We start from the raw sequence: 24,987 nt of genomic DNA, 5'->3' as shown, positions 1-24,987 counted from the left end.
GATTCCGACTTTCTCTCAGTCCTTCGGACGCGCGCTCTTGAGCACGTGCCGCATCGCGTCCAGGAAGGCCGTGTTCTCGGCGTCCGTGCCGGCGGTCACGCGCAGCATGCCGGGGACCCCGTTGTCGCGGACCAGGACCCCGTGTTCGAGGATCGCGGCCCAGATCGCGTGCGGGTCCTCGAACCGGCCGAACTGGACGAAGTTGGCGTCCGAGTCGGTCACCTCGCAGCCCAGCGCGCGCAGTTCGGCGACCAGCCGGTCGCGCTGCTCCTTGAGCTCGCGGACGTAGCCGAGCAGGGTGTCCTCGAACTCCAGGCAGGCCAGCGCGGTGGCCTGGTTGACCGCCGAGAGGTGGTACGGCAGGCGCACCAGTTGCACCGCGTCCACCACGGCCGCGTCCGCCGCCAGGTAGCCCAGGCGCAGCCCGGCCGCGCCGAACGCCTTGGACATCGTGCGCGTCACCACCAGGTGCGGCCGGCCGGCGAGCAGCGGCAGCAGCGAGTCGGTGTGCGCGAACTCGACGTATGCCTCGTCCACCACCACGATCGAGGGCCGGGCGGCCTGCGCGGCGTCGTAGACCCGCTCCACCACCTCGCGGGCCAGCGCGGTGCCGGTCGGGTTGTTCGGCGAGCACAGGAACACCACGTGGGGCCGGTGCTCGGCGATCCGGGCCAGCGCCTGGTCCAAGTCGATCCGGTAGTCCGCGTCCCGGGTGCCGGAGATCCACTCGGTGTTGGTGCCACGCGCGATCAGCGCGTGCATCGAGTAGGACGGGTCGAAGCCCAGCGCGCTGCGCCCGGGTCCGCCGAACGCCTGCAGGAGCTGCTGGATCACCTCGTTGGAGCCGTTGGCCGCCCACACCTGGTGCAGGCCCAGCGGGTGGCCGCCGGTCCGGGACAGGTAGGCGGCCAGCGCGGTGCGCAACTCGACCACGTCGCGGTCCGGGTAGCGGTTCAGCTCGCGGGCTGCGACGGCGACCCGCTCGGCGATCCGGGCCACCAGGGCGTCCGGAAGCGGATACGGGTTCTCGTTCGTGTTCAGCCGGACCGGGACGGCCAACTGCGGTGCGCCGTAGGGCGACTGGCCGCGCAGTTCGTCCCGGATCGGCAGCTCGGCCAGGCCGGTCATCGGTTCTCCTCCCAGGCCGCGAGACCGGCCAGCTCGCCGGTCGCGAACCGGGCCCGCACCGCTTCGCCGTGCGCGGGCAGGTCCTCCGCGTCGGCGAGCACGCTCACGTGCTCGGCGACCTCGGCCAGCGCCTCGCGCGAGTAGTCCACGACGTGGATGCCGCGCAGGAAGGACTGCACCGACAGCCCCGAGGAGTGGCACGCGCAACCGCCGGTGGGCAGCACGTGGTTGGACCCGGCGCAGTAGTCGCCGAGCGAGACCGGCGCGAACGCGCCGACGAAGATCGCGCCCGCGTTGTGCACGCGCGCGGCGACCCCGGCCGCGTCCGCGGTCTGGATCTCCAGGTGTTCGGCGCCGTAGGCGTCCACCACCAGCAGGCCGTCGGGCACCGAGTCGACCAGCACGATGCCGGACTGCCGGCCGGCCAGCGCCTCGGTGACCCGCTCGCGGTGCCGGGTGGCGTCCACCCGGGTCTTGAGCTCCTCGACCACCGCGTCGGCCAGCGACTCGGAGTCGGTGACCAGGATCGACGCGGCCAGCGTGTCGTGCTCGGCCTGGCTGATCAGGTCGGCCGCGATGTGCCCGGCGTCCGCGGTGTCGTCGGCGAGCACGGCGATCTCGGTGGGGCCGGCCTCGGCGTCGATGCCGATCCGGCCCTTGAGCAGCCGCTTGGCGGCGGCGACGTAGATGTTGCCGGGGCCGGTGACCAGGCGCACCGGCGCACACGAGCCCGCGCCATAGGCGAACATCGCGACCGCCTGGGCGCCGCCGACCGCGTACACCTCGTCCACCCCGAGCAGCGCGCACGCGGCCAGGATGGTCGGGTGCGGCAGCCCGCCGAAGTCGGCCTGCGGGGGCGAGGCGACCGCCATCGAGGCGACCCCGGCCTCCTGCGCGGGGACCACGTTCATGATCACCGACGAGGGGTAGACGGCGTTGCCGCCCGGTACGTACAGGCCCACCCGCTCGACCGGGACCCACCGCTCGGTGACCGTGCCGCCGGGCACGACCTGCACGGTGACGTCGCGCCGGCGCTGCTCGCGGTGCACCAGGCGGGCCCGGCGGATGGACTCCTCCAGGGCCGCGCGCACCTTGGGCGCGAGCGTGTCCAGGGCCTCGGCGATCGCCTCGGCGGGCACCCGGATGTCGGTCAGTCGTACCCCGTCGAAGCGCTCGGTGATCTCGATCAGCGCCTCGACGCCGCGATGACGCACGTCCTCGCAGATCGGGCGCACCTTCTCCAGGGCCACCTCGACGTCGAGTTCGGCTCGGGGCAACACGTCGCGCAGTGCGGCGGGGCTGTCCAGGACAGCCCGCGAGGCGGGACCGCGCAGGTCGATACGGGAGATCACCTGCCCCAGTGTAGAGACGGCCGGCGGGACACCGTCCTTGCGTGTCGGACAGTGAGACACGCGATCATGGGCGGGACGCAGCGGCCTTCCAGTGTCGGGGGAGCACGGATGAGCACACCGCCGGGGCATCTGAGCGCCACCGAGATCCGCGTGTGGCAGGCGTACCGCAGGGGTGAACGGCTGGACCTGAGCACGGGCGTGCCGGCGGACGACGATCCGCGGCTGGGCGCCGGCTGGGGGCCCGACCGCACGATCCGGGCCCAGGTGCTCGCGCAGGTGCTGCTCCAGCCGCCCGAGGCCGAACCCGGGCACAGCACCGCGCTGCGGATCACCGGTGCCCGGGTCGTGGGCCCGCTGGAGTTGGGGAGCGCGCGGCTGGACGTGTACCTGTCGATGATCGGTTGCCGCTTCGAGGACGAGATCCTGCTGAACGTGGCCTCGATCCGGACCGTCAACCTGCGCGGCTGCGTGCTCACCGCGCTGCACGGCCGCAACATGCGGGTGGACGGCGACCTGGTGCTGCACGGTTGCGAGGTGGCGAACGGGGTGCGGATCCCGGACGCGCGGATAGACAACGACCTGCGGTTGGACGACTGCGTGATCGGGCCGGACCGGCACGGCGGCGCGCTGCACGCCAAGGGTCTCCAGGTCGGCGCGGACTCGTCGCTGGACAACACCGTCTTCGCCGGGCAGGTGACGCTGTACGGCGGCCGTTTCGGTGGACGGGTGACGCTGTACGGCTCGACGGTGGAGCGCCCGGGGCAGTTGGCGATGGACCTCGGCCGGATCACCGTCGAGCACTCGCTGCACCTGAGCGTGGGATTCACCGCGACCGGCTCGATCCGGCTGAACGACGCGCGCCTGGGTGGCGGTCTCGTGCTCAGTCGGGCGGTGGTGTGCGCGAATCCGGGCGAGCAGCTCACCATGTGGCGGGTGGTCGCGGAGGGCCTGCACATGGCGTTGGCCCGTCCCCCGCGCGGGCGGATCGTGTTGGCGGGCGCGACCATCGGCACGCTGACCGACGCGCCGGACACCTGGCCCGCGCCCGGCGATCTGGTGCTCGCCGGCACCCGGTACGCGACGCTGCGCTCCGAGGGACCGATCTCCGTGGACCGGCGGATCGACTGGGTCGAGCGCGGGACCGCGGAGTACACCCCGCAGCCGTACGACCAACTCGCCGGCGCCTATCGCGCGGCGGGCGAGGACGATCAGGCGCGCACCGTGCTGCTGGCCAAGCAGCGCCGCCGGCGCGCCGGACTGGGCCCGGCCGGTCGATTGTGGGGTCACGTGCAGGATCTGGCGATCGGCTACGGCTACCGCCCGGCACGGGCGTTCGGCTGGTTGGTCGCGCTGATCGCGGTCGGCACGGCGGTGTTCGCGGTCGACCCGCCCGCGCCGCTGAAGCCCGGCGAGGCACCGCACTGGAACCCGTTCTGGTACACCCTGGACCTTCTCCTGCCGGTGGTCACCCTCGGTCAGGACAGTGCCTGGAAGCCGACCGGCGCCGGCCAATGGCTCGCCTACACCCTGATCCTGCTCGGCTGGGTGCTCGCGGGCGCCGCCGCGGCGGGAGCGGGCCGGGTGCTCAATCGCGCGTGAGCCGCGGGCAATGATCGACGCGCTCCGACGGTCAGGGCCTACTCTTGGTCACCGTGACCGACCGGCTTCCGCTCTTCCCGCTCAACTCGGTGCTCTACCCGGGTCTGGTGCTGCCCCTGCACATCTTCGAGGAGCGGTACCGCGCACTGGTCCGGGACCTGGAGGTGCTGCCCCAGGCGGAGCAGCGCTTCGGCGTGGTGGCGCTGCGCACCGGGCGCGAGGTGGGCGACATCCAGGGCGATCCGCTGGAGATCCTGCACCCGGTGGGCTGTACCGCCGAGATCGCCACGATCAAGACGCACGAGGACGGGCGCTACGACCTGGTGGCCACCGGGGCGACCCGGTTCCGGCTGCTGTCGGTCGACGATTCGGGTCCCTACCTGTACGCCGAGGTGGAATACCTGGAGGACCCGGTCGGCGAGCGGGCCGACGTGCTCGGTCTGGCCGCCACCCGGGCGTTCGCCGAGTATCAGCGCCGGTTGCTCTCGGCCCAGCAGCGCACCCCGATGAGCCTGCCCGAGTTGCCCGACGATCCGGTGGTGCTGTCCTACCTGGTGGCCGCCGCGGTGGTGCTGGACCCGCACGACAAGCAACGCCTGCTGGAGGCCGAGGACGCGACCGTCCGGCTGACCGCGGAGGTCGAGCTGCTGCGCCGTGAGGCGGCCCTCCTGGACCACCTGCCGTCGCTGCCCGCCGTCGAGCTGTTGCGACAGAGCATCGAACCCAACTGACCGGCGATCGAGGGCGCGAGATGGCGAAGAGCAGCAAGGGCACCAAGGGCGGGCAGGGCACCCCGGCGACCGTCGCACTCACCCGCGAAGGGTTCGAGTTCACCGTGCACGCGTACACCCACGCCCCGGACGCGGCCTCGTACGGCGAGGAGGCCGTCGCGGCGCTCGGGGTCCCGGCCGAGCGGGTCTTCAAGACCCTGTTGGCGGACGTGGACGGCACCCTCACCGTCGCGGTCGTCCCGGTCGCGGGCAGACTCGACCTGAAGGCCCTGGCGGCGGCGGTCGGCGGCAAACGCGCGGCGATGGCCGACCCCGCCGCGGCCGAACGAGCCACCGGCTACGTCCTGGGCGGCATCAGCCCGCTCGGCCAAAAACGCCGGCACCCCACGGTGGTGGACGAATCCGCCCTGACCCACCCCACGATCTACATCTCGGCCGGGCGCCGCGGCCTCGAAATCGAGCTCCCGCCGACCACGCTCACCCACCTGACCCAGGCCGGCACCGCCTCCATCGCCCGCGCCTGACCCCGGCCGCCCCGCGCCCCCGGCAGCGGTCTCACCGCTCCTCGGGCCCCCGCTTCGTCAGATCGACCGGTGTCGAAGGCAGGGCCGACGAACCGGCCGGGGGCGAATCCGCCGGCGGCGCCCCCGCCTCGGGCGACCCCGCCTGCAACGGCCCCGACCGCGCCCACGGAAACGCCTCCCCCGGTCCCCATCCCTGCGGCCCCGCCGCCGGCTCCCGGTCCGGCGGGGCGAATCCGGCGGACAGGCCGAGGAAGATCACCATCGACGCGATCGGCCACAGCAGCAGCACGCCCTTGGCCTTGAGCTCCAGCGGCTGATCGAACCGCTTGCCCAGCCCGATCCGACGGACCTGCTCGATGATCCCGTCCGGCCCCAACTGCACGCCGACCCGGAACGCCAGGTACGACCCGGCCAGCCCGCCGACGGTGAGCGCGAGCGCGGTCGCCACCCCCTGCCGCCGAAAGCGCCAGAACGCGGGCGGCGCCAGCACGATGCCGGCGACCACACCGCACACCGCGAACCACCCGTCCAGCGCGATCGAGGTCTCGGTCTCGGGCGAGGTCTGGAAGACCCCCTCCTTGGTCGCGAGCAGCGGTACGCGCGGCGTCACCTGCTCCCAGATCAGCCCCACGATCGCACCCACGACCAGGCACGCCGCGACCACGACCGCGAAGGCCAGCACGTCGGCGCGGTAGCGCTGCCACAGCGTGGGAGGCGCATCGGGCCCGGGCGCGAAGCCCACGTGCGCGCCCTCGGGCGAGGGGTAGGGGTCGAAATCCCCGGCAGACGTCATCTGGTCAGCGTCCCATGTGCGAATCGAGCCGGCGGCGTGACCCCGCACGGCAGGGTGAGTCGAGGCGAGGCGAAGCCGAGGACGAAGACAACGGCGAGGACGGGAACGAAGCCGACGACATCGACTAGGCCCGGGTGCTGCGCCGGAAGGACCACGTGGCCAACGAGAGCATCACCACGCCGACCCCCGCGCAGACCGCGAGGTTGGCCCCCACCGCCGCCCAGTCCGGATCGCCGTAGCTCGCGATGAACGCGTCCACCCCGTACGAGGACGGCAACAGGTCCCGGGCCAGCACGATCAACTCGGGCATCCGGTCCTGTGGCAGCACGCCCAGCAACAGCGCGGCCGACATGCCCAGTTGGCCCAGCAGCGTGGCCAATTCGGGCCGCGGCGCCAGCAGCCCGAGGACCGCCCCGATGCCCGCCAGGGCCGCGCCGGACAGCGGCACGACCAGGAGCAGCACCCACAGGTTGGCCAACGGCAGTTGGAACATCAGCGCGCCGATCACGGCGGTCGCGACCGTGCCCGGCAGCGTGAACGACGCGTATGCCGCGGCGATGCCCAGCACCACCGCGGCCGGACGCACCGGCAGCGTCAGGTAGTAGTCGAGCGCGTTGGCCGCGCGCAGGTTGCCGAAGTGCTGCGCGAGCAGGTTGAGCGCGACGAAGGCGACCACGAGCACGGCGGAGCCGGCCACCACCGCCTCGCGCGCGCTGTCGCTGCCGGTGTCCACCACGCCGCGCATCAGGATCATGATTCCGACCGACTGGAACACCGCGACGAACAGCAGCGGGACCCGGGAGACCCGCACCCGGGAGAGCTGCGCGCGGTACACGGTCAGCAGCCCGGCGCCGAGCGACGTGGCCGGCGCGGGTACCACCGGCGCGGCCGGCCGCGCCGGCGCGGTCTCGATGCTCGCTGCACTCACTGGGGTCGACACCCTCATCCCTTGACCAGTCCCTGATGGCGCCCGCCGAGCGCGAGGTAGACGTCCTCCAGGCTCGGCGTGGACAGCGTGAAGTCGTCGAGCGCCTCGAACGCGGGCCCCGAGGTGACGCCGGCGAGCAGTTCGCGGGCCACCCCCGGCTCCATCCGGGTGCTCCAGCGCCGGCCGGTGCGCACCGCGGTCTGCGCGAGCATGCTCACCGCCGGGTCGTCCATCGGCGGGTCGGCCCGCCAGACCAGGTCGAGGCGGACCTCGTCGCCGACCATGGCCTTGAGTCCACCGGGCGTGTCGCACGCGATCACCCGGCCCTCGTCGAGCACGGCGACCCGGTCCAGCACGGTCTCCGCCTCGATCACGTTGTGCGTCACCAGCAGCACGGTGGCGCCCTGTTCGGCCCGGCGGCGATCCACCGCGGCCCACACCGCGCGACGCGCGACCGGGTCCATGCCGGTGGTCGGCTCGTCCAGGACCAGCACCGGGCGGGCGCCGACCAGCGCGGTGGCCACGCAGGCGAGGCGGCGCTGGCCGCCGGAGAGCTTCTTCAGCGGCCGGTCCGCGATCGTGCCCAGTTCGAGTTCGTCCAGCACCGCGTCCCGCTCGGCCCGGGCCCGGGCGGCGTCCAGGGCGCGCAGCCGGGCGGTGGTCTCGATCGCCAGCGCGACGGTCAACTCGTCCAGCGCGCCGGACTCCTGCCCGAGGTAGGCGACCAGGCGGGCGGCGATCTCCGGCCGGCGCACCAGGTCGTGGCCGAGCAGGTCGATGCTGCCGGTGTCCGGCCGGAGCAGGCCGGTGAGTTGCCGGACCAGGGTGGACTTGCCCGCGCCGTTGGGGCCGAGCAGGCCGAAGATCTCGCCGCGACGCACGTCCAGGTCGATCGCGTCGTTCGCGGTCACCACGTGCCGGTCCCGCCGGCGCCCGGTGCGGTACGTCCTGGTCAGTCCGCGCACCGTGAAACACGGATCGGCCGACATGGGCTCGCCGGGGATGGTCACGCTCCGCTCGTCCGTTCCGGGCAGCTTGTACATCCGACCCCGCGCGTCGTCCTGAAGGTGGTGGAGACGGCGTGCGACCCGCACCTCGCGCCGAGTGGTCCGCCGGCCGAGTGGGGTGACACACAGTCGGGACGACTCTACGCGGTCGCGTCGCCCACCCGGCCGCCCGCCTCCTCGGCGAGCAGGACCCGGGCCCGCTGCCACTGTTCGCGCGGGATCACCGCACGCCAGTCGATCGCCGCGAACGCGGCCTCGCGCGCCGGGTCCAACCGTCGCGTCGCCCGGGCGGCGGCGAGCCTGAGCAGCGCGAGCGGCCGGGTGGGCAGGCCCACCCGGGCGGTCTCCCGCTTGAGGTTGGGCCACCACACGGTGGCCGCGTCGGTCATCTCGTTCTCCGCCGCGCCCAGCCGGTGGAAGGCGGCGAGTCGGCCGATCGCGCGGGCGATCACCCACTGCACGAGCGCGGCAAGGCCGAACAGCACGAGCAGCGCGATGCCCGCCGGCGGGAACAGGAACAGCAGCGGCACCCCCGCCACGAGCAGCGGGTACTTGAGCAGGAACAGGAACTCCAACCGGCCCAGCACCACCTTGCCCACCAGATAGCGCACCAGCAGGGCCGCCTGGCGCGGGGTCAACCGGGTGTCCACGTCCGGGTCGAAGGCGGTCGCGCCGCTGCCGGCGGAACGTTCCGCCGCCGCCCGGGAGGCGCTGCGAAACCGTTGGCCGCGGCGCACCGCGCCGAATCCGACCTTGCCGATCCTGGTCCATTTGGACATCGCGCGTCCTCCGTACGGTCCGCCGCCCGACCCGCACGTTAGCGCCCCGCGCGGGCTGCGGGGCACGGCCGGCGCGAACCGCACGCGTGGGTGGGCTCGGCTTGCTCGGGTACGGTACGGGTTTGACCACAAGCCCCCTAGGAGGCTCTCGACGTGGACGTGTGGCACATACTTCGCCCGCTGATCGTGCTCGTCTCGGTGATCGCCTTCACGGGTCTGGTGACCTGGGGAATGGCTCGCCTGGCCCGCGAAGTACAGACCCGCAAGCCGCTGACAGGACCCCTCTGGTCGATGATGCGGCGTGGCCGCGCCTCGATCGTGACGACGCTCGGCACCTCGGTCCTGCTGCTCGCGGAACCCGCCGCCGGCCTGCCCGAACGCAGTCGCGGGATGATCCGGCACATCCTGGTGCTCTCGGTGATCGCCGCGTGCGCGTGGCTGATCGTGCACGCGGTCACGCTGCTGGTGAACACCTCGTTCGAGCGCTACGCCGCGAACGCGACCGACACCGGCCGGGTACGCCGGATACAGACCCAGATCGCACTGATCCGACGCACCGCGGTGGCGATCGTCGGCATCATCACCTTCGCCGCGATGATCATGACCTTCCCGGGCATGAAGACCATCGGCACCAGCCTGTTGGCCTCCGCCGGTCTGCTCGGCGTGGTGGCCGGTCTGGCCGCGCAGAGCGCGCTGGCCAACCTGTTCGCGGGACTGCAGATCGCCTTCAGCGACATGGTCCGGATCGGCGACTCGGTCGTGGTCAACCAGGAGATGGGCACGATCGAGGAGATCACCCTGACCTACCTGGTGGTGAACACGTGGGACCAGCGTCGGATCGTGATGCCGGTCTCGTACTTCACCTCCCGACCGTTCGAGAACTGGTCGCGCACCGACATCCGGATGACCGGCACCGTCTTCCTGCACCTGGACCACTCCGCGCCGGTCGCCGAGCTGCGCGAGGAACTGCACCGCATCCTCAAGGACACCGGCCTGTGGGACGGCCAGGGCTGGAGCCTGTACGTCACCGACACCACCCCGACCACGATCCTGGTCCGCGCCGTGGTGACCGCGCGCGACTCCGACGACCTGTGGACGCTGCGCTGCGAGGTGCGCGAGAAGCTGCTCGACTACCTGCGTTGCGAACATCCGTACGCGCTGCCCCGGATCGCCACCGCGCCCGCTCCCCTGGGCAACGAGGCGGTCGGCCCGTACAGCGGCAACGGGCGCTTCGCCAAGGCCCAGCCGGTCGCCCAGGTGCCCGCGCAGACCGGCCCGCGCCGGTACGTGGACCTGGCCAAGAAGCCTCAGTCGTTGGCCGCCGCGGCGGCCGCGGCCGAGTCGATCTCGCTGAGGAAGTCCGAGGCGATCGCCCAGGCCCGCGAGGCGGCCTCGCGGTCGTAGTCCGCCAGGTCCGGGTCGGTGAACACGTGGCCGGCGCCGCGGTAGCGGTGGATCTCCACATCCGCCCCCGCCCGGCGCATGGCCAGGTACCAGGTGCCGAGCCAGTCCTCGGTCTCGAACGGGTCCGGCTCGGCCACGTGCAACTGCACCGGCACCTCGGTCGCGGCGTCCTCGCGCAGGTCCGAGGTGCCGTGGAACATGAGCAGCCCGGCCGCCGCGGGGTCCGCGAACACGGCGTTCTGGGCGATCGAGGCGCCGAGCGAGAAGCCCGCGTAGACCAGACCCGGACCGAGCCCGGCGGCGACCCGCACGGCCCGCCGGATCAGCTCGTCCGCGCCGATCTCGTCCTTGATCTCCATGCCCACCTCGATCGACTCGGTGACGCGCCCGTCGTACAGGTCGGGCACGGTCACCTCGTGCCCGTCCGCGCGCAGCCGCTCGGCGGCGGCGTGCACGGCGGGCCGCAACCCGTAGGCGGAGTGGAACAGCACGATGCGGGCCACGTGGGGGGTCCTTCCGAGGACGGGAGCGACAGGGGTCGAAGGATCGGACAAAGGATCAACCGTATCGCCCGCCGCCGCGGGTCAGCGCACGCTGCGCAGGTCCAGGCGGCGCAGGACCCGGTCGGCGGCGGACGGGTCCACCCCGCGCCGCCCCCGGGCCGCGATCACCTCGCGGCGCGCGGCGGCGGTCATCTCGGCCTCGATCTCGTGCAGCAGCTTGATCCGTCGTGAGCGCTCGATCACCGCGTCCGCGAGTTCCTCGGGCATGCCCTCCGGCTTCAGCTCGGCGAGCAGCGCCTTCTGCCGGGCCCGCAGTCGCTGCACCATCTCGTCCGGGAGATCGCGCTCCTCCTCCAGCTCGCGCAGCCGCACCAGCGCCGCCTTGGTCGCCGCGACCGCGATCCGGCGCTCCTCGTGGCTCTCCGCGTCGTCCGTCTCGGAGACTCCCAGCCGGCGCACCAGCCACGGCAGGGTGACCCCCTGGAGGAGCAGGGTCACCACGATCACGCAGAACGCGATCGCGATCAGCCGCTGCCGCTCGGGGAAGGCGTCGCCGTCGTCGGTGGACAGCGGCAGCGCGAGCGCCAGCGCGATGGTCACCACGCCGCGCATCCCGGCCCACCACACCACCACGGTCTCGCGCGGGTCCGGGGTCTGCGTCTCGCCGCTGGTCGGCAGGCGGTTGTGCAGCCGTCGGGCCAGCGCGGCGACCGGGAACAGCCACAGGCCGCGCACCACGATCAGCACCAGGACCACCGCGCCGGCCTCCAGGAACAGCCGCCCCCGGTCGCCGTGCAGGTCGTGGAAGATCTCCCACATCTCCAGGCCGATCACCCCGAACGCGACGCCGGTGACCACCAGGTCGATGACCTCCCAGAACGAGCGCCCGGTCAGCCGGCCGACCACGTTGTCCGCGTCCTCGGCGACCGAACCCAGATAGAACGCCGTGGTCAGCACCGCGAGCACGCCCGAGCCGTGCAGTTCGTCGGCGACCACGTAGGCCAGGAACGGCACCAGCAGGGTGAGCAGGGTCTGCAGCGTGGGTTCGTCCAGCCGGCCGAGCAACATCCGGCCGGCCAGGCCGACGGCGAAGCCGATCCCGACGCCGACCACGGCGGACAGCGCCAACACGCCCAGCGCCCGGGTCGGCGAGAACGTCCCGCCGACCACCGCCGCGACCGCGACCTGGTAGAGCACGAGCGAGGTGACGTCGTTGAAGAGCCCCTCGCCCTCCAGGATCGACACCAGCCGGCGCGGCAACCGCAGGCTCCCGGCGACCGCCGTGGCCGCCACCGGGTCCGGCGGCGCCACCAGCGCGCCCAGCGCGACCGCGCCCGCGAGCGGCAGCCCGGGCACCATCGCGTTCGCCACGGCCGCCACCGCCGCCGTGGTCACCAGCACCAGGGCGACCGCGAGCAGCAGGATCGGCCGGGCGTTCGCGGCGAACTCGCGCCAGCTCGAACGTTGCGCCGCCGCGTACAGCAGAGGCGGCAACAACAGCGGCAACAGCAGGTCGGGATCGATCCGCAGGTTCGGCACGAACGACAACCAGCCGAGCAGCACGCCGTAGAGCGTCAACAACACCGGGAAGGGCAACCGCAGCCGACCGGCCAGCGGCACGACCACGACGGTGCCGAACATCAACAGGAACAACAGCGTGAGCTGCCCCACTGCGCCCCCAGACCGATCGACCGCGATTCGATCTTGGAGCGTTCCCCGAAACGCCGCCGAATCACCGACCGGCGGGCAAAGGTGTCACTTGTCGGTGACCCGCTCCAGGGTGGCCCTCAGGTCGGCCGGATAGCCGCTCTCGTACTGCACCCAGGTGCCGTCGCCGGGGTGCTCGAAGGCCAGGCTCACCGCGTGCAGCCACTGCCGCTCCAGGCCCAGCCGCTTGGACAGCGTCGGGTCCGCGCCATAGGTCAGGTCGCCCACGCACGGGTGCCGCAGGGCCGCCATGTGCACCCGGATCTGGTGTGTGCGGCCGGTCTCCAGCTTGATCGACAGCAGACTCGCGGCGCGGAACGCCTCGATCGTGTCGTAGTGCGTGATGCTGGGCTTGCCGCCCATCACCACGGCCCACTTGTAGTCGTGGGTGGGGTGCCGGTCGATCGGCGCGTCGATGGTGCCGGTGTGCGGGTCCGGGTGGCCCTGGACCAGCGCGTGGTAGCGCTTGTCCACGGTGCGGTCCCGGAACTGCTGCTTGAGCAGCGTGTAGGCGCGCTCGGACTTGGCCACCACCATCAGCCCGGAGGTGCCCACGTCCAGCCGGTGCACGACGCCCTGGCGCTCGGCCGCGCCGGAGGTGGAGATGCGGTAGCCGGCCGCCGCGAGGCCGCCGACCACGGTGGTGCCGGTCCAGCCGGGGCTGGGGTGCGCCGCGACGCCGACCGGCTTGTCGATCACCACGATGTGGTCGTCGTCGTGCACGATCCGCATGCCGGGCACGGGTTCGGCGACCAGTTGCACGGGCCTGGGTACGCCCGGCATCTCGACCTCGATCCAGGCGCCACCGTTGACACGGTCGGACTTGCCCGCCGCCCGGCCGTCGAGCTGCACCTTCCCGGCGGCGGCCAGCTCGGCCGCCTTGGTGCGCGAGAAGCCGAACATCCGCGAGAGCGCGGCATCGACCCGCTCGCCTTCGAGGCCATCGGGAACGGGAAGAGTACGGATTTCGGGCGAGCCGGGATTGACAGTCACGAGATACGAGTATGCCCGGCATCCGGGCCGGACTCGACGGCCTGGTCTGCGGCGGCCTGCTCGGCGGCCCGCGCGGACTCGCTCCGCACCGGCTCGACGACCGCCTTGGTGGCGCCGTTCGACACGGGCGCGGGGACCCGGTCGGTCGCCGCGGTGTCCCGGGCCGGGCCCTCGCCGTCCTCCGGCGCCTCGGGCGCGGCCTCGTCCTCGCCCGCCTCGTCCTCGTCGTCGCCCTCGCGGGTGCCGTCGGGCTGCAGGCCCAGGAAGGACAGCAGCACGATCAGGCAGCCGCCGACCACGATGGCCGAGTCGGCCAGGTTGAAGATGGCGAAGTGCTTGGGCGCGATGAAGTCCACCACGTGGCCCTCGAACACGCTGGGGGCCCGGAAGATCCGGTCGGTGAGGTTGCCGAACGCGCCGCCGAGCAGCAGGCCGAGCGCGATCGCCCAGGGCAGGCTGTTCAGCTTGCGGGCGAGCCGCAGGATCACCACGACCACGGCGGCGGCGATCACCGTGAGCACGATGGTCAGTCCCTGCCCCATGCCGAACGCCGCGCCCGCGTTGCGGGTGGCCCGGAACTGGAGCCAGTCGCCGAGGATGTCGATCGGCGCGTGGTACTCCAGCTTGGCCACCACGATCAGCTTGCTGATCAGGTCGAGGGCGTAGGCGAAGGCCGCGACGCCGAGCAGGACGGCGATGTATCGACGAGTGCGCGAACCGGCGGGCGCGGTCGGCTCCTCGCCGCCCGCCCCGCTCTCGGTCGCCTCGGTGTCCGACTCCCCGACGGGGGCCTGCGACTCCGCGTCATCGCGTGGTTCCGCTCCGGTGCCGATGGCTCGCTCCAGTCCTTCGACGCGCCGCCGGCCGTCTCGACGGTTACCGGCGTTCCTCGCGCTGTTTGCAGGTCACACACAGGGTCGCACGCGGGAACGCCTGCAGGCGCGCCTTGCCGATGGCCGAACCACACGACTCGCAGGCCCCGTACGTGCCGTCGGCGAGACGACGCAGCGCCTTCTCCGACTGGAGCAGCATGCCACGCGCGTTGTTGGTCAGGGACATCTCGTGCTCGCGCTCGAAGTTCTTGGTCCCCGTGTCCGCCTGATCGTCGCCCGCGCCCTCGCCCGAGTCGCGCAACAGATCGGCGATGCCGTTCTCGGAGACGGCGATCTCGGCCCGCAGCTCGTGCGCGGTCTCGATCAGCCCCTCGCGCACCTCGCGCAGTTCCGCGGTGTCCCACGGGTCCTCGCCGGGCCGGACCACGTAGACCGCCGGCGCATGGAACCCGTCGGGCGGCGTGGCCAGCGTGGCCGTGGCGGCGGTAGTCACGTGTGCAGGTGCCTTCACGGTGCGTCCCGTTCCTCCCCGTACCGTGGCGCGCGGCGTCGTCGTCGCGGTCGCACGACGCGTCCGCCCGCCACTGGCCTTCTCTGTATCCGTCATGGTCACGGCCCCCTTGTTTCGCTTAGGGATGGGTCGCCCCGGACAACCGGACGCGCCGTCCCGTCACTGATTGCGCCGGGGCGGCGACGTAAATCGGTTGTGCCCAGACGCAACCACGCTTATCCCTCTTCTACGTGTCCCGTTCGTTACCGGTTCCCGAGCGGATCGTTATGCACCTGGGCGCGGGACAAGTCGGCGGCACGTCGACCCGTGGGGGTCGTACAATCCGCAGAGCGAGACGGTGTCGATGGGGACGAGTAGCGCCGCACGCAGCCACCAGCGATCCGGGGACGGTGCGAGCCCGGGGGTGTGCGCGACGTGAAGATCACCCCGGAGCCGCCGGAGGAAAGGCCGATGCGATCTTGCATCGGCCCGTAGAACCGGCCCTCGCACACACGAGTGGGTTGTGCCCGCCCTCGGCGGCGCGCGGCCAAGAAGGGTGGTACCGCGGGACCGGCGCACGGCGGTCTCGTCCCTTCGGTAGGCACGCATCACAGCCCGCGGAAGGAAGCCACATGTACCGCCCGGTACCGGCGCAGGTCGACCTGCCCGCCATGGAGCACGAGGTTCTCGCGTTCTGGCGGGACAACGACATCTTCGAGCGCTCCCTCGCCCAGAACGCCGACGGCCCGAGCTGGATCTTCTACGAGGGCCCCCCGACCGCCAACGGCATGCCGGGCGCGCACCACATCGAAGCCCGTGTGTTCAAGGACGTGTTCCCGCGCTACCGCACCATGCGCGGCTACAACGTGCCGCGCAAGGCCGGGTGGGACTGCCACGGCCTGCCGGTCGAGCTGGCCGTGGAGAAGCAGCTCGGCTTCGCCGGCAAGTCGGACATCGAGCGGTACGGAATCGCCGAGTTCAACGCGAAGTGCCGCGAGTCGGTGATGACCCATGTGGGTGCCTTCGAGGAACTGACCACCCGGATGGGCTACTGGGTCGACCTGTCCAAGGCGTACCGGACGATGGACCCCGAGTACGTCGAGTCGGTGTGGTGGTCGCTCAAGCAGATCTTCGACAAGGGTCTGCTGACCCAGGACTACCGGGTCGCGCCGTGGTGTCCGCGCTGCGGCACCGGGTTGTCCGACCACGAACTCGCGCAGGGCTACGAGACGGTCGTGGACCCCTCGGTCTACGTGCGCTTCCCGCTCACCTCCGGGCCGCTGGCCGGACAGGCCGCGCTGCTGGTGTGGACGACCACGCCGTGGACGCTGGTGTCCAACACCGCCGCCGCGGTGCACCCGGACGTGACCTACGTGGTGGCCACCGACGGCACGGAGCGGCTGGTGGTCGCCGAACCGCTGGTGGCCAAGGCGCTCGGCGAGGGCTGGGTGGCCACCGGCGAGCGGTTCACCGGTCGGGAGATGGAACGCTGGGCCTACCGGCGTCCGTTCGACCTGCTGCCGCTGGAGGACGCGAACTTCGTCGTGCTCGCCGAGTACGTCACCACCGAGGACGGCTCCGGTGTCGTGCACCAGGCGCCCGCGTTCGGTGAGGACGACCTCAAGACCTGCCGGGCGTACGACCTGCCGGTGGTCAACCCGGTGCGTCCGGACGGCACCTTCGAGCCGGACCTGCCGCTGGTGGGCGGGCAGTTCTTCAAGAAGGCCGACGAGGCGCTGGTCGCCGACCTGCGCGAACGCGGGCTGCTGTTCCGCCATCTGGAGTACGAGCACAGCTATCCGCACTGCTGGCGCTGCCACACCGCGCTGCTCTACTACGCGCAGCCGTCCTGGTACATCCGCACCACCGCGGTCAAGGACGCGCTGCTGCGCGAGAACGAGCGCACCAACTGGCACCCGGACACGGTCAAGTGGGGCCGCTACGGCGACTGGTTGAACAACAACATCGACTGGGCGCTGTCCCGGAACCGCTACTGGGGCACGCCGCTGCCGATCTGGCGCTGCGACGAGAATCACCTCACCTGCGTCGGCTCGTTGGGCGAATTGTCCGAACTGACCGGCCGGGACCTGTCCGGGTTGGACCCGCACCGGCCGTTCATCGACGAGGTGGTCTTCGACTGCCCGGCCAAGGCCGGCGACGGCACCGGGTGCGGCGGGCGGGCGACCCGGGTGCCGGAGGTGATCGACGCCTGGTACGACTCGGGTTCGATGCCGTTCGCCCAGTTCGGCTATCCCTATCGCAACCGCGAGTTGTTCGAGCAGTCCTACCCGGCGCAGTTCATCTCCGAGGCGATCGACCAGACCCGCGGCTGGTTCTACACGCTGATGGCGGTCGGCACGCTGGTCTTCGACAAGTCGTCCTACGAGAACGTGGTGTGCCTGGGGCACATCCTGGCCGAGGACGGCCGCAAGATGTCCAAGCACCTGGGCAACACCCTGGAGCCCATCCCGCTGATGGACCGGCACGGCGCGGACGCGGTGCGCTGGTTCATGGCCGCCGGCGGCTCGCCCTGGTCGGCCCGCCGGGTCGGGCACGGCACCATCCAGGAGGTGGTCCGCAAGACCCTGCTCACCTACTGGAACACGGTCAGCTTCCAGGCCCTGTACGCGCGCACCGGCAACTGGACGCCGAGCGCGAGCGACCCGGCACCGGCCGAGCGTCCGCTGCTGGACCGGTGGTTGCTCTCCGAGCTGAACACCCTCGTGGGCGACGTGGACGCGGCCCTGGAGGCATACGACACGCAGCGCGCGGGCAAGGCGCTCACCGCGTTCGTGGACGACCTGTCGAACTGGTACGTGCGCCGGTCCCGGCGCCGGTTCTGGAACGCGGAGCCGGCCGCCCTGGCCACGCTGCACGAGGCGTTGGAGACGGTCACCCGGTTGATGGCACCGCTGGTGCCGTTCATCACCGAGCGGGTCTGGCAGGACGTGGTCCGCCCGGTCACCGCCGACGCGCCCGAGTCGGTGCACATGGCCGCGTGGCCGACGGCGGATCCGGCGCTGGTGCACCCGGAGTTGGGCCGGCAGATGACGCTGGTGCGGCGCCTGGTCGAGTTGGGCCGGGCCACCCGCGCGGACTCCGGGGTCAAGACCCGGCAGCCGCTGGGCCGCGCGCTGATCGGCGCGGCGGGCTGGGACGAGTTGTCCGGCGAACTGCGCGAGCAGATCGCCGAGGAGCTCAACGTGGTCTCCGTCGCGGCGCTGTCCGAGGCGGGCGGCGACCTGGTCGAGTACAGCGCGAAGGGCAACTTCCGGGCGCTGGGCAAGCGGTTCGCCAAGCGCACCCCGATCGTGGCCGCGGCGATCGCCGGCGCGGACGCGGCGACGCTGTCCGCGTCGTTGCGCGCGTCGGGCACCGCGGTGGTCGTGGTGGAGGGCGAGGAGGTCGAGGTGGCGGCCGAGGAGGTCATCGTCACCGAAACCCCGCGCGAGGGTTGGACGGTGGCCGGTCAGGACGGCGCCACCGTCGCGCTCGACCTGACCATCACCCCCGAACTGCGGCTCGCGGGTCTGGCCCGCGACGTGGTCCGGCTGATCCAGGAGGCGCGCAAGAACAGCGGCCTGGAGGTGTCCGACCGGATCCTGGTGTGGTGGGCCGCCGACGAGTCGGAGGAGACCACGTCGGCGCTGCTCGCGCACGGCGTCCAGGTCGCCGACGAGGTGCTGGCGACCCAATTCACCCAGGGCTCCCCGGAGGACGAGGAGTTGTTCGAGCACGGCGACCCGGCGCTGGGTCTGCGGTTCTGGCTGCGCAAGGTGTAACCGGCGGGCGGGACGGCCCCGGCCGTCCCGCCCGAATCACCCGAAGTCACCCGAAACACCCCGAAACCCGAGAAGCGCCCGTCCCCCCGAAGGGGGCGGGCGCTTCTCGGATGTGCCGACCGACGCTCAGTGGCCGGTCAGTTGTCGGGGTCCTCGTCGATCAGGAACCCGCGCATCGGCGAGGGCTGCTGCATCTGCTGCGGCTGCTGCGGCTGCGGACGCACCGGCGACATCTGCTGCGTCATCGCCGGGCTCATCTGCTGCCCGATCGACGGCGTCATGGCCGGCGACATCGACGACGGCTGGGACATCGACGGCGACATCGACTGGCCCATCGACTGCGACATCGGTACCGGCGCCGACGACATGGCCGGCGGCAACGAGGCCGTGGCCGGGGTGCGCGGCGGCGCGAGCGAGTCGTCGGCCTGCGACTCCAGCTGACGAAGCTGGCTCTCCAGGTACGACTTCAGGCGCGTGCGGTACTCACGTTCGAACGCACGCAGGTCGTCGACCTTGCGCTCGAGCGTGGCGCGGGCGCTCTCCAGAGAGCCCATCGCGACGCGGTGCTTCTCCTGCGCGTCCCGCTCCAGGGCGTCCGCCTTGGAACGCGCGTCGCGCTCCATGCCCTCGGCGCGGGTGCGTGCCTCGCCCACTATCTTGTTCGCCTCGGAGCGGGCCTCGGCGATCGCCTGGTCCGCCGTCTGCTGCGCCAGCGCGAGCACCCGAGCGGCGCTGTCGCCACCGGGGTTGCCCATCTGTTGTTGCTGCTGCTGCGGTCCACCCGGACCGAGCTGCGGCGGGCCGCCCTGCAACTGGTGCTGCTGCAGCTGCTGCTGGTGCTGCGGCGGACCCTGGAGCTGGTGCTGACCACTCATGTTCGGGTTGCCCATGCCGGGGCCGCCCTGCATCTGGTGCTGACCGCTCTGCAGTTGGTGCTGCTGACCGGGAAGCTGGTGCTGGCCGCTCATGCCGGGGCCGCCCTGCAACTGGTGCTGCGGCGGGCCCTGGAGCTGGTGCTGACCACTCATGCCGGGACCGAGCTGCTGCGGGCCCCCCATGGGGTGCTGCTGCGGTCCACCGGGACCGAGCTGCTGCGGGCCGCCCTGCATCTGGTGCTGGCCGCCCTGCATCCCCTGCGGGCCACCCATCTGGGGCGGCGGGGGAACGGGGGTCGGCCCGGATATGGCTGCCGGGACGGGTGCGTCGGGGCGTTCGCGCTCCTTGCGCTGCTGAGCCTGCTGCTGACTCTGCGCGGCGGCACGGGTCGCCGCCGCGAGTTTCGCCCGCAGGTCCTCATTTTCCCGGAGAAGTCGGGTCAGTTCGCCCTCGACTTCATCGAGGAACGCATCGACCTCGTCCTCGTCATAGCCCTCACGGAGACGGACGGTCGTGAACTGCTTGTTACGCACGTCTTCGGGGGTCAACGGCATCTCTTCACCTCAGCGTGATCGTCGGCATCGGACAGACGGTACCGCTTACAGCCTGCCCACGACGGAGATCAGGATGTAGACGATGATCATCAGTACGAAGAAGGACAGGTCGAGTGCTACACCCCCGAGGCGCAGCGGAGGAATGAACCTGCGCAGCAACTTCAACGGTGGATCGGTGATGGAGTACGTGGCCTCCAGCAATACCACCATGGCCCCGCGCGGCTCGTACGACCGCGCGAACTGGAACACGTAGTCCATCACCAAGCGGAAGAACAACACGATCAAAAAGCAGTAGAGCACGATGCGGATGATCTCCAGCGCGATGCTCATTTACCTGCCCCCTCGTGTGCCGTCCCTCTGGTCAGGACCGCACCTAGCCTCAGTTTTCGCACACCTCAGCTCTGATTGAAGAACCCGCCCTCGGCGATGCGGGCCTTGTCCTCGGCTGTCACATCGACGTTAGCAGGCGACAGGAGGAAGACTTTTTGGGTGACCCGCTCGATGCTGCCGTGCAGGCCGAACACGAGACCCGCGGCGAAGTCCACCAGGCGCTTGGCGTCGGTGTCCTCCATTTCCGTCAGGTTCATGATCACGGGCGTGCTCTCGCGAAAGTGCTCGCCGATCGTGCGGGCTTCGTTGTAGGTACGCGGGTGCAGCGTCGTGATGCGGTAGGGCTCACGTTCGCTGACGACTTTGTGTACGGTCACCGGTGTGCTGCTCTCGGGACGGCGTTCGGGCATGGCGGACACTGTTGCGCGGTGTTCTTCAAGGCGGCCTTCGTCGCGAAGGGCCCCCGCTTCGCGAAGGGCAGTAGCTCCACGAACGAGATCCTCGCGACGTTCCCGCGATTCCCCACGCGGTTCGCGTACTTCACGTGGCTCCTCACGACGCTCGTCCCGCCGCTCCTCGCGGCGATCGGTGCGCTCGACCCGGTCGCGGCCGTCCTGGCCGATGTCGTCCTCATCGTAATCGTCATACTCGTAGACATCGTCCTCCACGAGGCCGAGGTAGACCGCCATCTTGCGCATTGCGCCGGCCATGTTCCGCTTCCTCCGGTCTCACGGTGGATCGGCTGAGGTCACCGTGGGTCGTGCGATCCACTTCACGGCGACGCTACCGGAGGGAAGGCCGGACTCCGAGCACCGCAGTACCGATGCGTACATGTGTCGCCCCGGCCTCGATGGCCGCTTCGAGGTCGTTGCTCATCCCCGCGGAAACCATGTTTGCAGTCGGATGGGCTTCGCGTAGGCGGGTTGCGATTTCTCGCAACCCGGCGAACGCGCGGGCGGGTTCGACACCGAGCGGAGCCACCGCCATCACCCCGCCGAGAATCAGGTTCGGCGCACCGGCGACCACGTCGGCGAGTTCGTCCAGATCGGCGGCAAAAACCCCACCGCGGGCCGGGTCTTCATCCAGGCTGACCTGCAACAGCGCGGTGATCGTGCGCTGTTGCCGCTCGGCCGCGGCGGACAACGAACGGGCCAGCCTGACTCGGTCGAGCGAGTGCACCACATCGGCGTAACCGGCCACCGATTTGGCCTTGTTGGTCTGGAGTTGACCGACGTAGTGCCAGGTGAGGTCGAGGTCCTCGGTGGCCTTCGCCTTGGGCGCCGCCTCCTGGTCGCGATTCTCGCCCACGTCGCGAACGCCGAGTCCCGCGAGCAGTCGCACGTCGCTCGCCGGATACGTCTTGGTCACCACCACGAGGGTGACGTCCGCGCGCGGGCGACCGGCACTCGCGCACGCGGCGCCGATCCGGTCCTCGACGGCGGCCAGGTTGGCGGCGAGTTCGGCACCTCGACGGGCGCCGTCCGCGGTCGGCTGAGCGTGCGTTTCCATTCGTCCATCGTCGCCGACGAGGGGCGGACCCGCCCGGGCGGGGTCAGCTCTGCGCGAGCCACACGTAGCCGGCGATCCGACCCGTGCGCCGGTCCCGGCGGTAGGAGAAATGGTCGCTCGACTCGCGGGTGCAGATGTGCGATTTCTCACCCGACACAACCCCCTGCGCGGCGAGTTGCGCCCACACTCCGGCCGGGATATCGAGCCCCGGAGTGCCCTCGCGGGTGCGTGCGCGGGCCGCCGGGACAACTGCGGACACTTCGTCGCACATCGCCTGGGGAACCTCGTAGCAGGCGCCACAGACGGCGGGCCCGGTCCGGGCGAGGATCCGCGCCGGGTCGGCGCCGAGCTTGCACATCGCCTCGACGGCGGCCGGCACGATGCCCGCGGCCAGCCCCGGTCGGCCGGCATGCGCGGCGGCCACCACGCCGGCCTGCGGATCGGCGAGCAGTACCGGGGTGCAGTCGGCGACCAGAACCGCGAGCGCCAGCCCCGCGGTCGCGGTGACCAGGGCATCGGTGGCGGGCAACGGCTCGGCGGACGCGGCGTCGACGACGGTGACGGTGTCGCCGTGCACCTGGTTCATCCACACCACCCGTTCGGGTGCCAGACCCAACGCCTCGGCGGTGCGCGCGCGGTTCGCGGCGACCACGCCCGGGTCGTCACCCACATGGTCGCCGAGGTTCAACTCGTCATACGGCGCGACGCCCGTGCCGCCCCACCGGTCGGTGAAGGCGAAACGGGCGCCGCCGGAGGCGGCCCTTCGCGTGAACACGTCGGGCCCACTCCCTGTGTCGAAATTCTTGTGTCGATTTATCGAGAGTGTCGTAGTGCTCGCGTGTTTTGCCGCGAATGTCACGACTTCACGGTGCTACGACTTCATGAAGGGCGGGATGTCCAGATCCAGGTCGTCCTTGATCGGCTCCGGCACCAACGGCGTGCGCGGGCTCGGGGGAACCGGCGTCTGGTAGGTGGCCGGCGGCGGGGTCGGCTCGTGCAGCACGCCCGGACCCTGGTTCTGGGTCGGCCGCCCCACCGGCTCCGGCCGCGACGCCTGGGTCGTGGTCGCGGGCTTGCCCAATTCGCTCTTGGACGGCGGCTGCCCGCCGTCGAAGCCGGCCGCGATCACGGTGACCCGCACCTCGTCGCCGAGGGCGTCGTCGATCACCGCGCCGAAGATGATGTTGGCCTCGGGGTGCGCGGCCTCGCTGACCAGTTGCGCGGCCTCGTTGATCTCGAACAGGCCGAGGTCGGAGCCGCCGGAGATGGAGAGCAGCACGCCGCGGGCGCCGTCGATGGACGCCTCCAGGAGCGGGCTGGAGATGGCCATCTCGGCCGCCGCCACCGCCCGGTCGTCCCCGCGCGCCGAACCGATCCCCATCAGCGCCGAACCCGCCTCGGACATCACCGACTTGACGTCGGCGAAGTCCAGGTTGATCAGGCCGGGCGTGGTGATCAGATCGGTGATGCCCTGCACACCGGACAGCAGCACCTGGTCGGCCGAGCGGAACGCGTCCAGGACGCTGACCTGCCGGTCGGAGATGGACAGCAGTCGGTCGTTGGGGATGACGATCAGGGTGTCGACCTCGTCGCGCAGTTGCGCGATGCCGTCCTCGGCCTGGTTCGCGCGACGCCGTCCCTCGAAGGTGAACGGGCGCGTGACCACACCGATGGTGAGCGCGCCGAGCGAGCGGGCGATGTTGGCCACCACGGGGGCGCCACCGGTGCCGGTGCCGCCGCCCTCGCCCGCCGTGACGAAGACCATGTCGGCCCCCTTGAGGACCTCCTCGATCTCCTCGCGGTGGTCTTCGGCGGCCTTGCGGCCGACGTCGGGGTTCGCGCCGGCGCCGAGGCCGCGGGTCAATTCCCGGCCGACGTCGAGCTTGACGTCGGCATCGCTCATGAGGAGGGCTTGGGCGTCGGTGTTGATCGCGATGAACTCGACGCCCTTGAGACCGACCTCGATCATCCGGTTGATGGCGTTGACACCGCCACCGCCGATACCGACCACCTTGATGACTGCGAGGTAGTTCTGGGGTGCTGCCACGTCGAAGGCCTCTCGCCTCGAGTTCCGGTCGGCGTGCCGTGGTTCCGGCATGCCGACATTTGCCGACTTGGGGAGGTCGGGACGCGATTTCCGCGAGCCACCAAAACCCTCACCCTCAGGTATAGAGTTACACCGATTCGCATCGAACGCCGCCGATGCGAACGGTGCGGATTACTGCTTTGTCAACCTGGGGGCTAGGCCGACACTAGGTCCCCATCGGACACGGTTCAACGAACACGCCGAACCTGTCCCTATTGTTTTATCGCAGTGCCGGGGTGCTTCCGCTCCTCGTCACGGCGTGATCGGGGTCGAAACCGCCGCGGCGGGTGCGACCGGGGGTAACGGCTGGGCGGGCGCGGGCGGCGCCACCGAGGGAAACGGTTGGGTCCGGGTCACCGGCGCGTCGGGCGCGCTGACGTCGTAGAACTTCGCCGGTCGTGGCAACAGCGCCGCGAGCACGAGAGCCTTGCGGTCGGACGCTTCGGCTCCGCCCCACACCACGGTCTCGCCCTTGTCCAGCACGAGCACGATGTCGTCCCGGGTTCGCGCGGTGATGTCGCGCACACGTTGGGCGACCGGCGGTGGCAATGCCGTGACCACCTGGACCACCCCCCGTAGTGTTTCCCGACTCACCGTGTCGGCGTCGGTCTCGACCACCGGCACCCCCACCGGTGCGGCGTCCACCGTACCGAACCGTACGCCGTCCTTGTCGAACTCCGCGTAGCGGCCCGCGGCCGGCACGACCAGCGCGGTCACCCGTTCGCGCACCGAGATCCGCACGGTGTGCGGCCAGTCCCGCTCGACGTGCGCCGAGGCGACCCGCGGGATCGCGGCCACCCGGGCCCAGATCGCGTCGAGGTCGATCCCGGCCAGCGGCTCGCCGATGGGCACCGCCGCGACCCGGGCGACCTGATCCCGGGGCAGCGTGCCCGTTCCGCCGACGGCCACCGTGCGGGTGTCCAGGAGGGGCGAGTGATAGACGATCCCCCACCCGGCCCCGGCGAGCAACACGAGCAGCACCAGGACGAGGAGCGGGCGCAGATTGGTCCAGCGCCGCCGCGGGCCGCGCCCGGCCTTGGCCGGACGCCCCGGCGCGCGCTCCCTCGTCTCGGGCAAGA

Annotated in this window: 22 protein-coding genes and 1 pseudogene; 5 read left to right on the top strand and 18 right to left on the bottom strand. The window is 71.4% G+C overall.

Annotated features, from left to right (window positions below):
• Positions 1-15 precede the first annotated feature (15 nt).
• Together ABZ374_RS02150 and hisD are read right to left on the bottom strand one after the other, a co-directional pair.
• Entirely contained in the window at positions 16-1,128 is a 1,113-nt protein-coding gene (locus tag ABZ374_RS02150) for a histidinol-phosphate transaminase (protein ID WP_360305105.1), read from the bottom strand.
• The gene (gene hisD, locus ABZ374_RS02145; protein WP_360305103.1) at positions 1,125-2,480 is read right to left on the bottom strand and encodes a histidinol dehydrogenase; all 1,356 of its coding nucleotides are present in this window, start codon (positions 2,478-2,480) and stop codon (positions 1,125-1,127) included. The genes ABZ374_RS02150 and hisD overlap by 4 nt, the downstream gene beginning before the upstream one ends.
• Before the next feature lie 108 nt (positions 2,481-2,588).
• Between hisD and ABZ374_RS02140 the strand changes: the two genes are divergently transcribed.
• The 3 genes from ABZ374_RS02140 to ybaK are packed head-to-tail and all read left to right on the top strand — an operon-like array spanning position 2,589 to position 5,334.
• Entirely contained in the window at positions 2,589-4,079 is a 1,491-nt protein-coding gene (locus ABZ374_RS02140) for an oxidoreductase (protein ID WP_360305101.1), read from the top strand.
• Between the two features lie 44 nt (positions 4,080-4,123).
• Positions 4,124-4,810, top strand: coding sequence for an LON peptidase substrate-binding domain-containing protein (locus ABZ374_RS02135; protein WP_360305099.1), 687 nt, complete (start codon positions 4,124-4,126; stop codon positions 4,808-4,810).
• Positions 4,811-4,830: 20 nt separating this feature from the next.
• Complete coding sequence (gene ybaK, locus ABZ374_RS02130; RefSeq protein ID WP_360305097.1) at positions 4,831-5,334, top strand: Cys-tRNA(Pro) deacylase; 504 nt, start codon at positions 4,831-4,833, stop codon at positions 5,332-5,334.
• A 31-nt stretch (positions 5,335-5,365) separates the two neighbouring features.
• On the opposite strand, the gene ABZ374_RS02125 is transcribed toward ybaK, so the two are convergent.
• The 4 genes from ABZ374_RS02125 to ABZ374_RS02110 form a co-directional block, all read right to left on the bottom strand.
• Complete coding sequence (locus tag ABZ374_RS02125) at positions 5,366-6,127, bottom strand: DUF2567 domain-containing protein (protein ID WP_360305095.1); 762 nt, start codon at positions 6,125-6,127, stop codon at positions 5,366-5,368.
• Positions 6,128-6,251: 124 nt separating this feature from the next.
• Positions 6,252-7,055 (bottom strand): ABC transporter permease, encoded by an 804-nt coding sequence (locus tag ABZ374_RS02120; RefSeq protein ID WP_360305093.1) that lies wholly within the window; start codon positions 7,053-7,055, stop codon positions 6,252-6,254.
• Between the two features lie 14 nt (positions 7,056-7,069).
• Entirely contained in the window at positions 7,070-8,098 is a 1,029-nt protein-coding gene (locus ABZ374_RS02115; protein WP_360305091.1) for an ABC transporter ATP-binding protein, read from the bottom strand.
• Positions 8,099-8,202: 104 nt separating this feature from the next.
• Positions 8,203-8,841 carry a hypothetical protein gene (locus ABZ374_RS02110; protein WP_360305089.1) on the bottom strand — a complete coding sequence of 213 codons (639 nt, stop codon included), beginning with the start codon at positions 8,839-8,841 and terminating at the stop codon, positions 8,203-8,205.
• A gap of 153 nt (positions 8,842-8,994) precedes the next feature.
• On the opposite strand from ABZ374_RS02110, the gene ABZ374_RS02105 reads away from it, so the two are divergent.
• Complete coding sequence (locus ABZ374_RS02105; protein WP_360305087.1) at positions 8,995-10,245, top strand: mechanosensitive ion channel family protein; 1,251 nt, start codon at positions 8,995-8,997, stop codon at positions 10,243-10,245.
• Here the strand turns inward: ABZ374_RS02105 and ABZ374_RS02100 are convergent.
• The 5 genes and pseudogenes from ABZ374_RS02100 to ABZ374_RS02080 form a co-directional block, all read right to left on the bottom strand.
• A complete protein-coding gene (locus tag ABZ374_RS02100; protein WP_360305085.1) occupies positions 10,149-10,748 on the bottom strand; it encodes a dienelactone hydrolase family protein in 600 nt (199 codons plus the stop codon). The genes ABZ374_RS02105 and ABZ374_RS02100 overlap by 97 nt on opposite strands.
• Before the next feature lie 81 nt (positions 10,749-10,829).
• On the bottom strand, positions 10,830-12,419 hold the full coding sequence (locus ABZ374_RS02095) for a Na+/H+ antiporter (RefSeq protein WP_360305081.1): 1,590 nt from the start codon (positions 12,417-12,419) through the stop codon (positions 10,830-10,832).
• 84 nt (positions 12,420-12,503) lie between these two features.
• Complete coding sequence (locus ABZ374_RS02090) at positions 12,504-13,448, bottom strand: RluA family pseudouridine synthase (RefSeq protein WP_360305079.1); 945 nt, start codon at positions 13,446-13,448, stop codon at positions 12,504-12,506.
• A gap of 227 nt (positions 13,449-13,675) precedes the next feature.
• Positions 13,676-14,281 (bottom strand): annotated as a pseudogene (lspA, locus tag ABZ374_RS02085) (signal peptidase II); the annotation flags it as partial.
• A 43-nt stretch (positions 14,282-14,324) separates the two neighbouring features.
• A complete protein-coding gene (locus tag ABZ374_RS02080; protein WP_360305077.1) occupies positions 14,325-14,774 on the bottom strand; it encodes a TraR/DksA family transcriptional regulator in 450 nt (149 codons plus the stop codon).
• A gap of 629 nt (positions 14,775-15,403) precedes the next feature.
• Between ABZ374_RS02080 and ileS the strand changes: the two genes are divergently transcribed.
• The gene (ileS, locus tag ABZ374_RS02075; RefSeq protein ID WP_360305075.1) at positions 15,404-18,553 is read left to right on the top strand and encodes an isoleucine--tRNA ligase; all 3,150 of its coding nucleotides are present in this window, start codon (positions 15,404-15,406) and stop codon (positions 18,551-18,553) included.
• Positions 18,554-18,690: 137 nt separating this feature from the next.
• On the opposite strand, the gene ABZ374_RS02070 is transcribed toward ileS, so the two are convergent.
• The 7 genes from ABZ374_RS02070 to ABZ374_RS02040 form a co-directional block, all read right to left on the bottom strand.
• Positions 18,691-19,983, bottom strand: a complete 1,293-nt coding sequence (locus ABZ374_RS02070) for a DivIVA domain-containing protein (protein ID WP_360305073.1) — start codon at positions 19,981-19,983, stop codon at positions 18,691-18,693.
• Positions 19,984-20,028: 45 nt separating this feature from the next.
• Entirely contained in the window at positions 20,029-20,313 is a 285-nt protein-coding gene (locus ABZ374_RS02065) for a YggT family protein (protein WP_020552920.1), read from the bottom strand.
• 65 nt (positions 20,314-20,378) lie between these two features.
• Positions 20,379-21,023 carry a cell division protein SepF gene (gene sepF, locus ABZ374_RS02060; protein ID WP_026218733.1) on the bottom strand — a complete coding sequence of 215 codons (645 nt, stop codon included), beginning with the start codon at positions 21,021-21,023 and terminating at the stop codon, positions 20,379-20,381.
• 73 nt (positions 21,024-21,096) lie between these two features.
• Complete coding sequence (locus ABZ374_RS02055) at positions 21,097-21,822, bottom strand: YggS family pyridoxal phosphate-dependent enzyme (protein ID WP_360305070.1); 726 nt, start codon at positions 21,820-21,822, stop codon at positions 21,097-21,099.
• Between the two features lie 43 nt (positions 21,823-21,865).
• Positions 21,866-22,597, bottom strand: a complete 732-nt coding sequence (gene pgeF / locus ABZ374_RS02050) for a peptidoglycan editing factor PgeF (RefSeq protein ID WP_360305068.1) — start codon at positions 22,595-22,597, stop codon at positions 21,866-21,868.
• 96 nt (positions 22,598-22,693) lie between these two features.
• Positions 22,694-23,869 carry a cell division protein FtsZ gene (gene ftsZ, locus ABZ374_RS02045; RefSeq protein WP_360305066.1) on the bottom strand — a complete coding sequence of 392 codons (1,176 nt, stop codon included), beginning with the start codon at positions 23,867-23,869 and terminating at the stop codon, positions 22,694-22,696.
• Between the two features lie 291 nt (positions 23,870-24,160).
• Positions 24,161-24,985 (bottom strand): FtsQ-type POTRA domain-containing protein, encoded by an 825-nt coding sequence (locus ABZ374_RS02040; RefSeq protein WP_360305064.1) that lies wholly within the window; start codon positions 24,983-24,985, stop codon positions 24,161-24,163.
• Positions 24,986-24,987 lie beyond the last annotated feature (2 nt).

The organism is Embleya sp. NPDC005971 (assembly GCF_040629175.1).
Classification (GTDB): domain Bacteria; phylum Actinomycetota; class Actinomycetes; order Streptomycetales; family Streptomycetaceae; genus Embleya.
The sequence above is the reverse complement of the archived record's forward strand: the minus strand, read 5'-3'. Positions and strand labels throughout refer to the sequence as shown.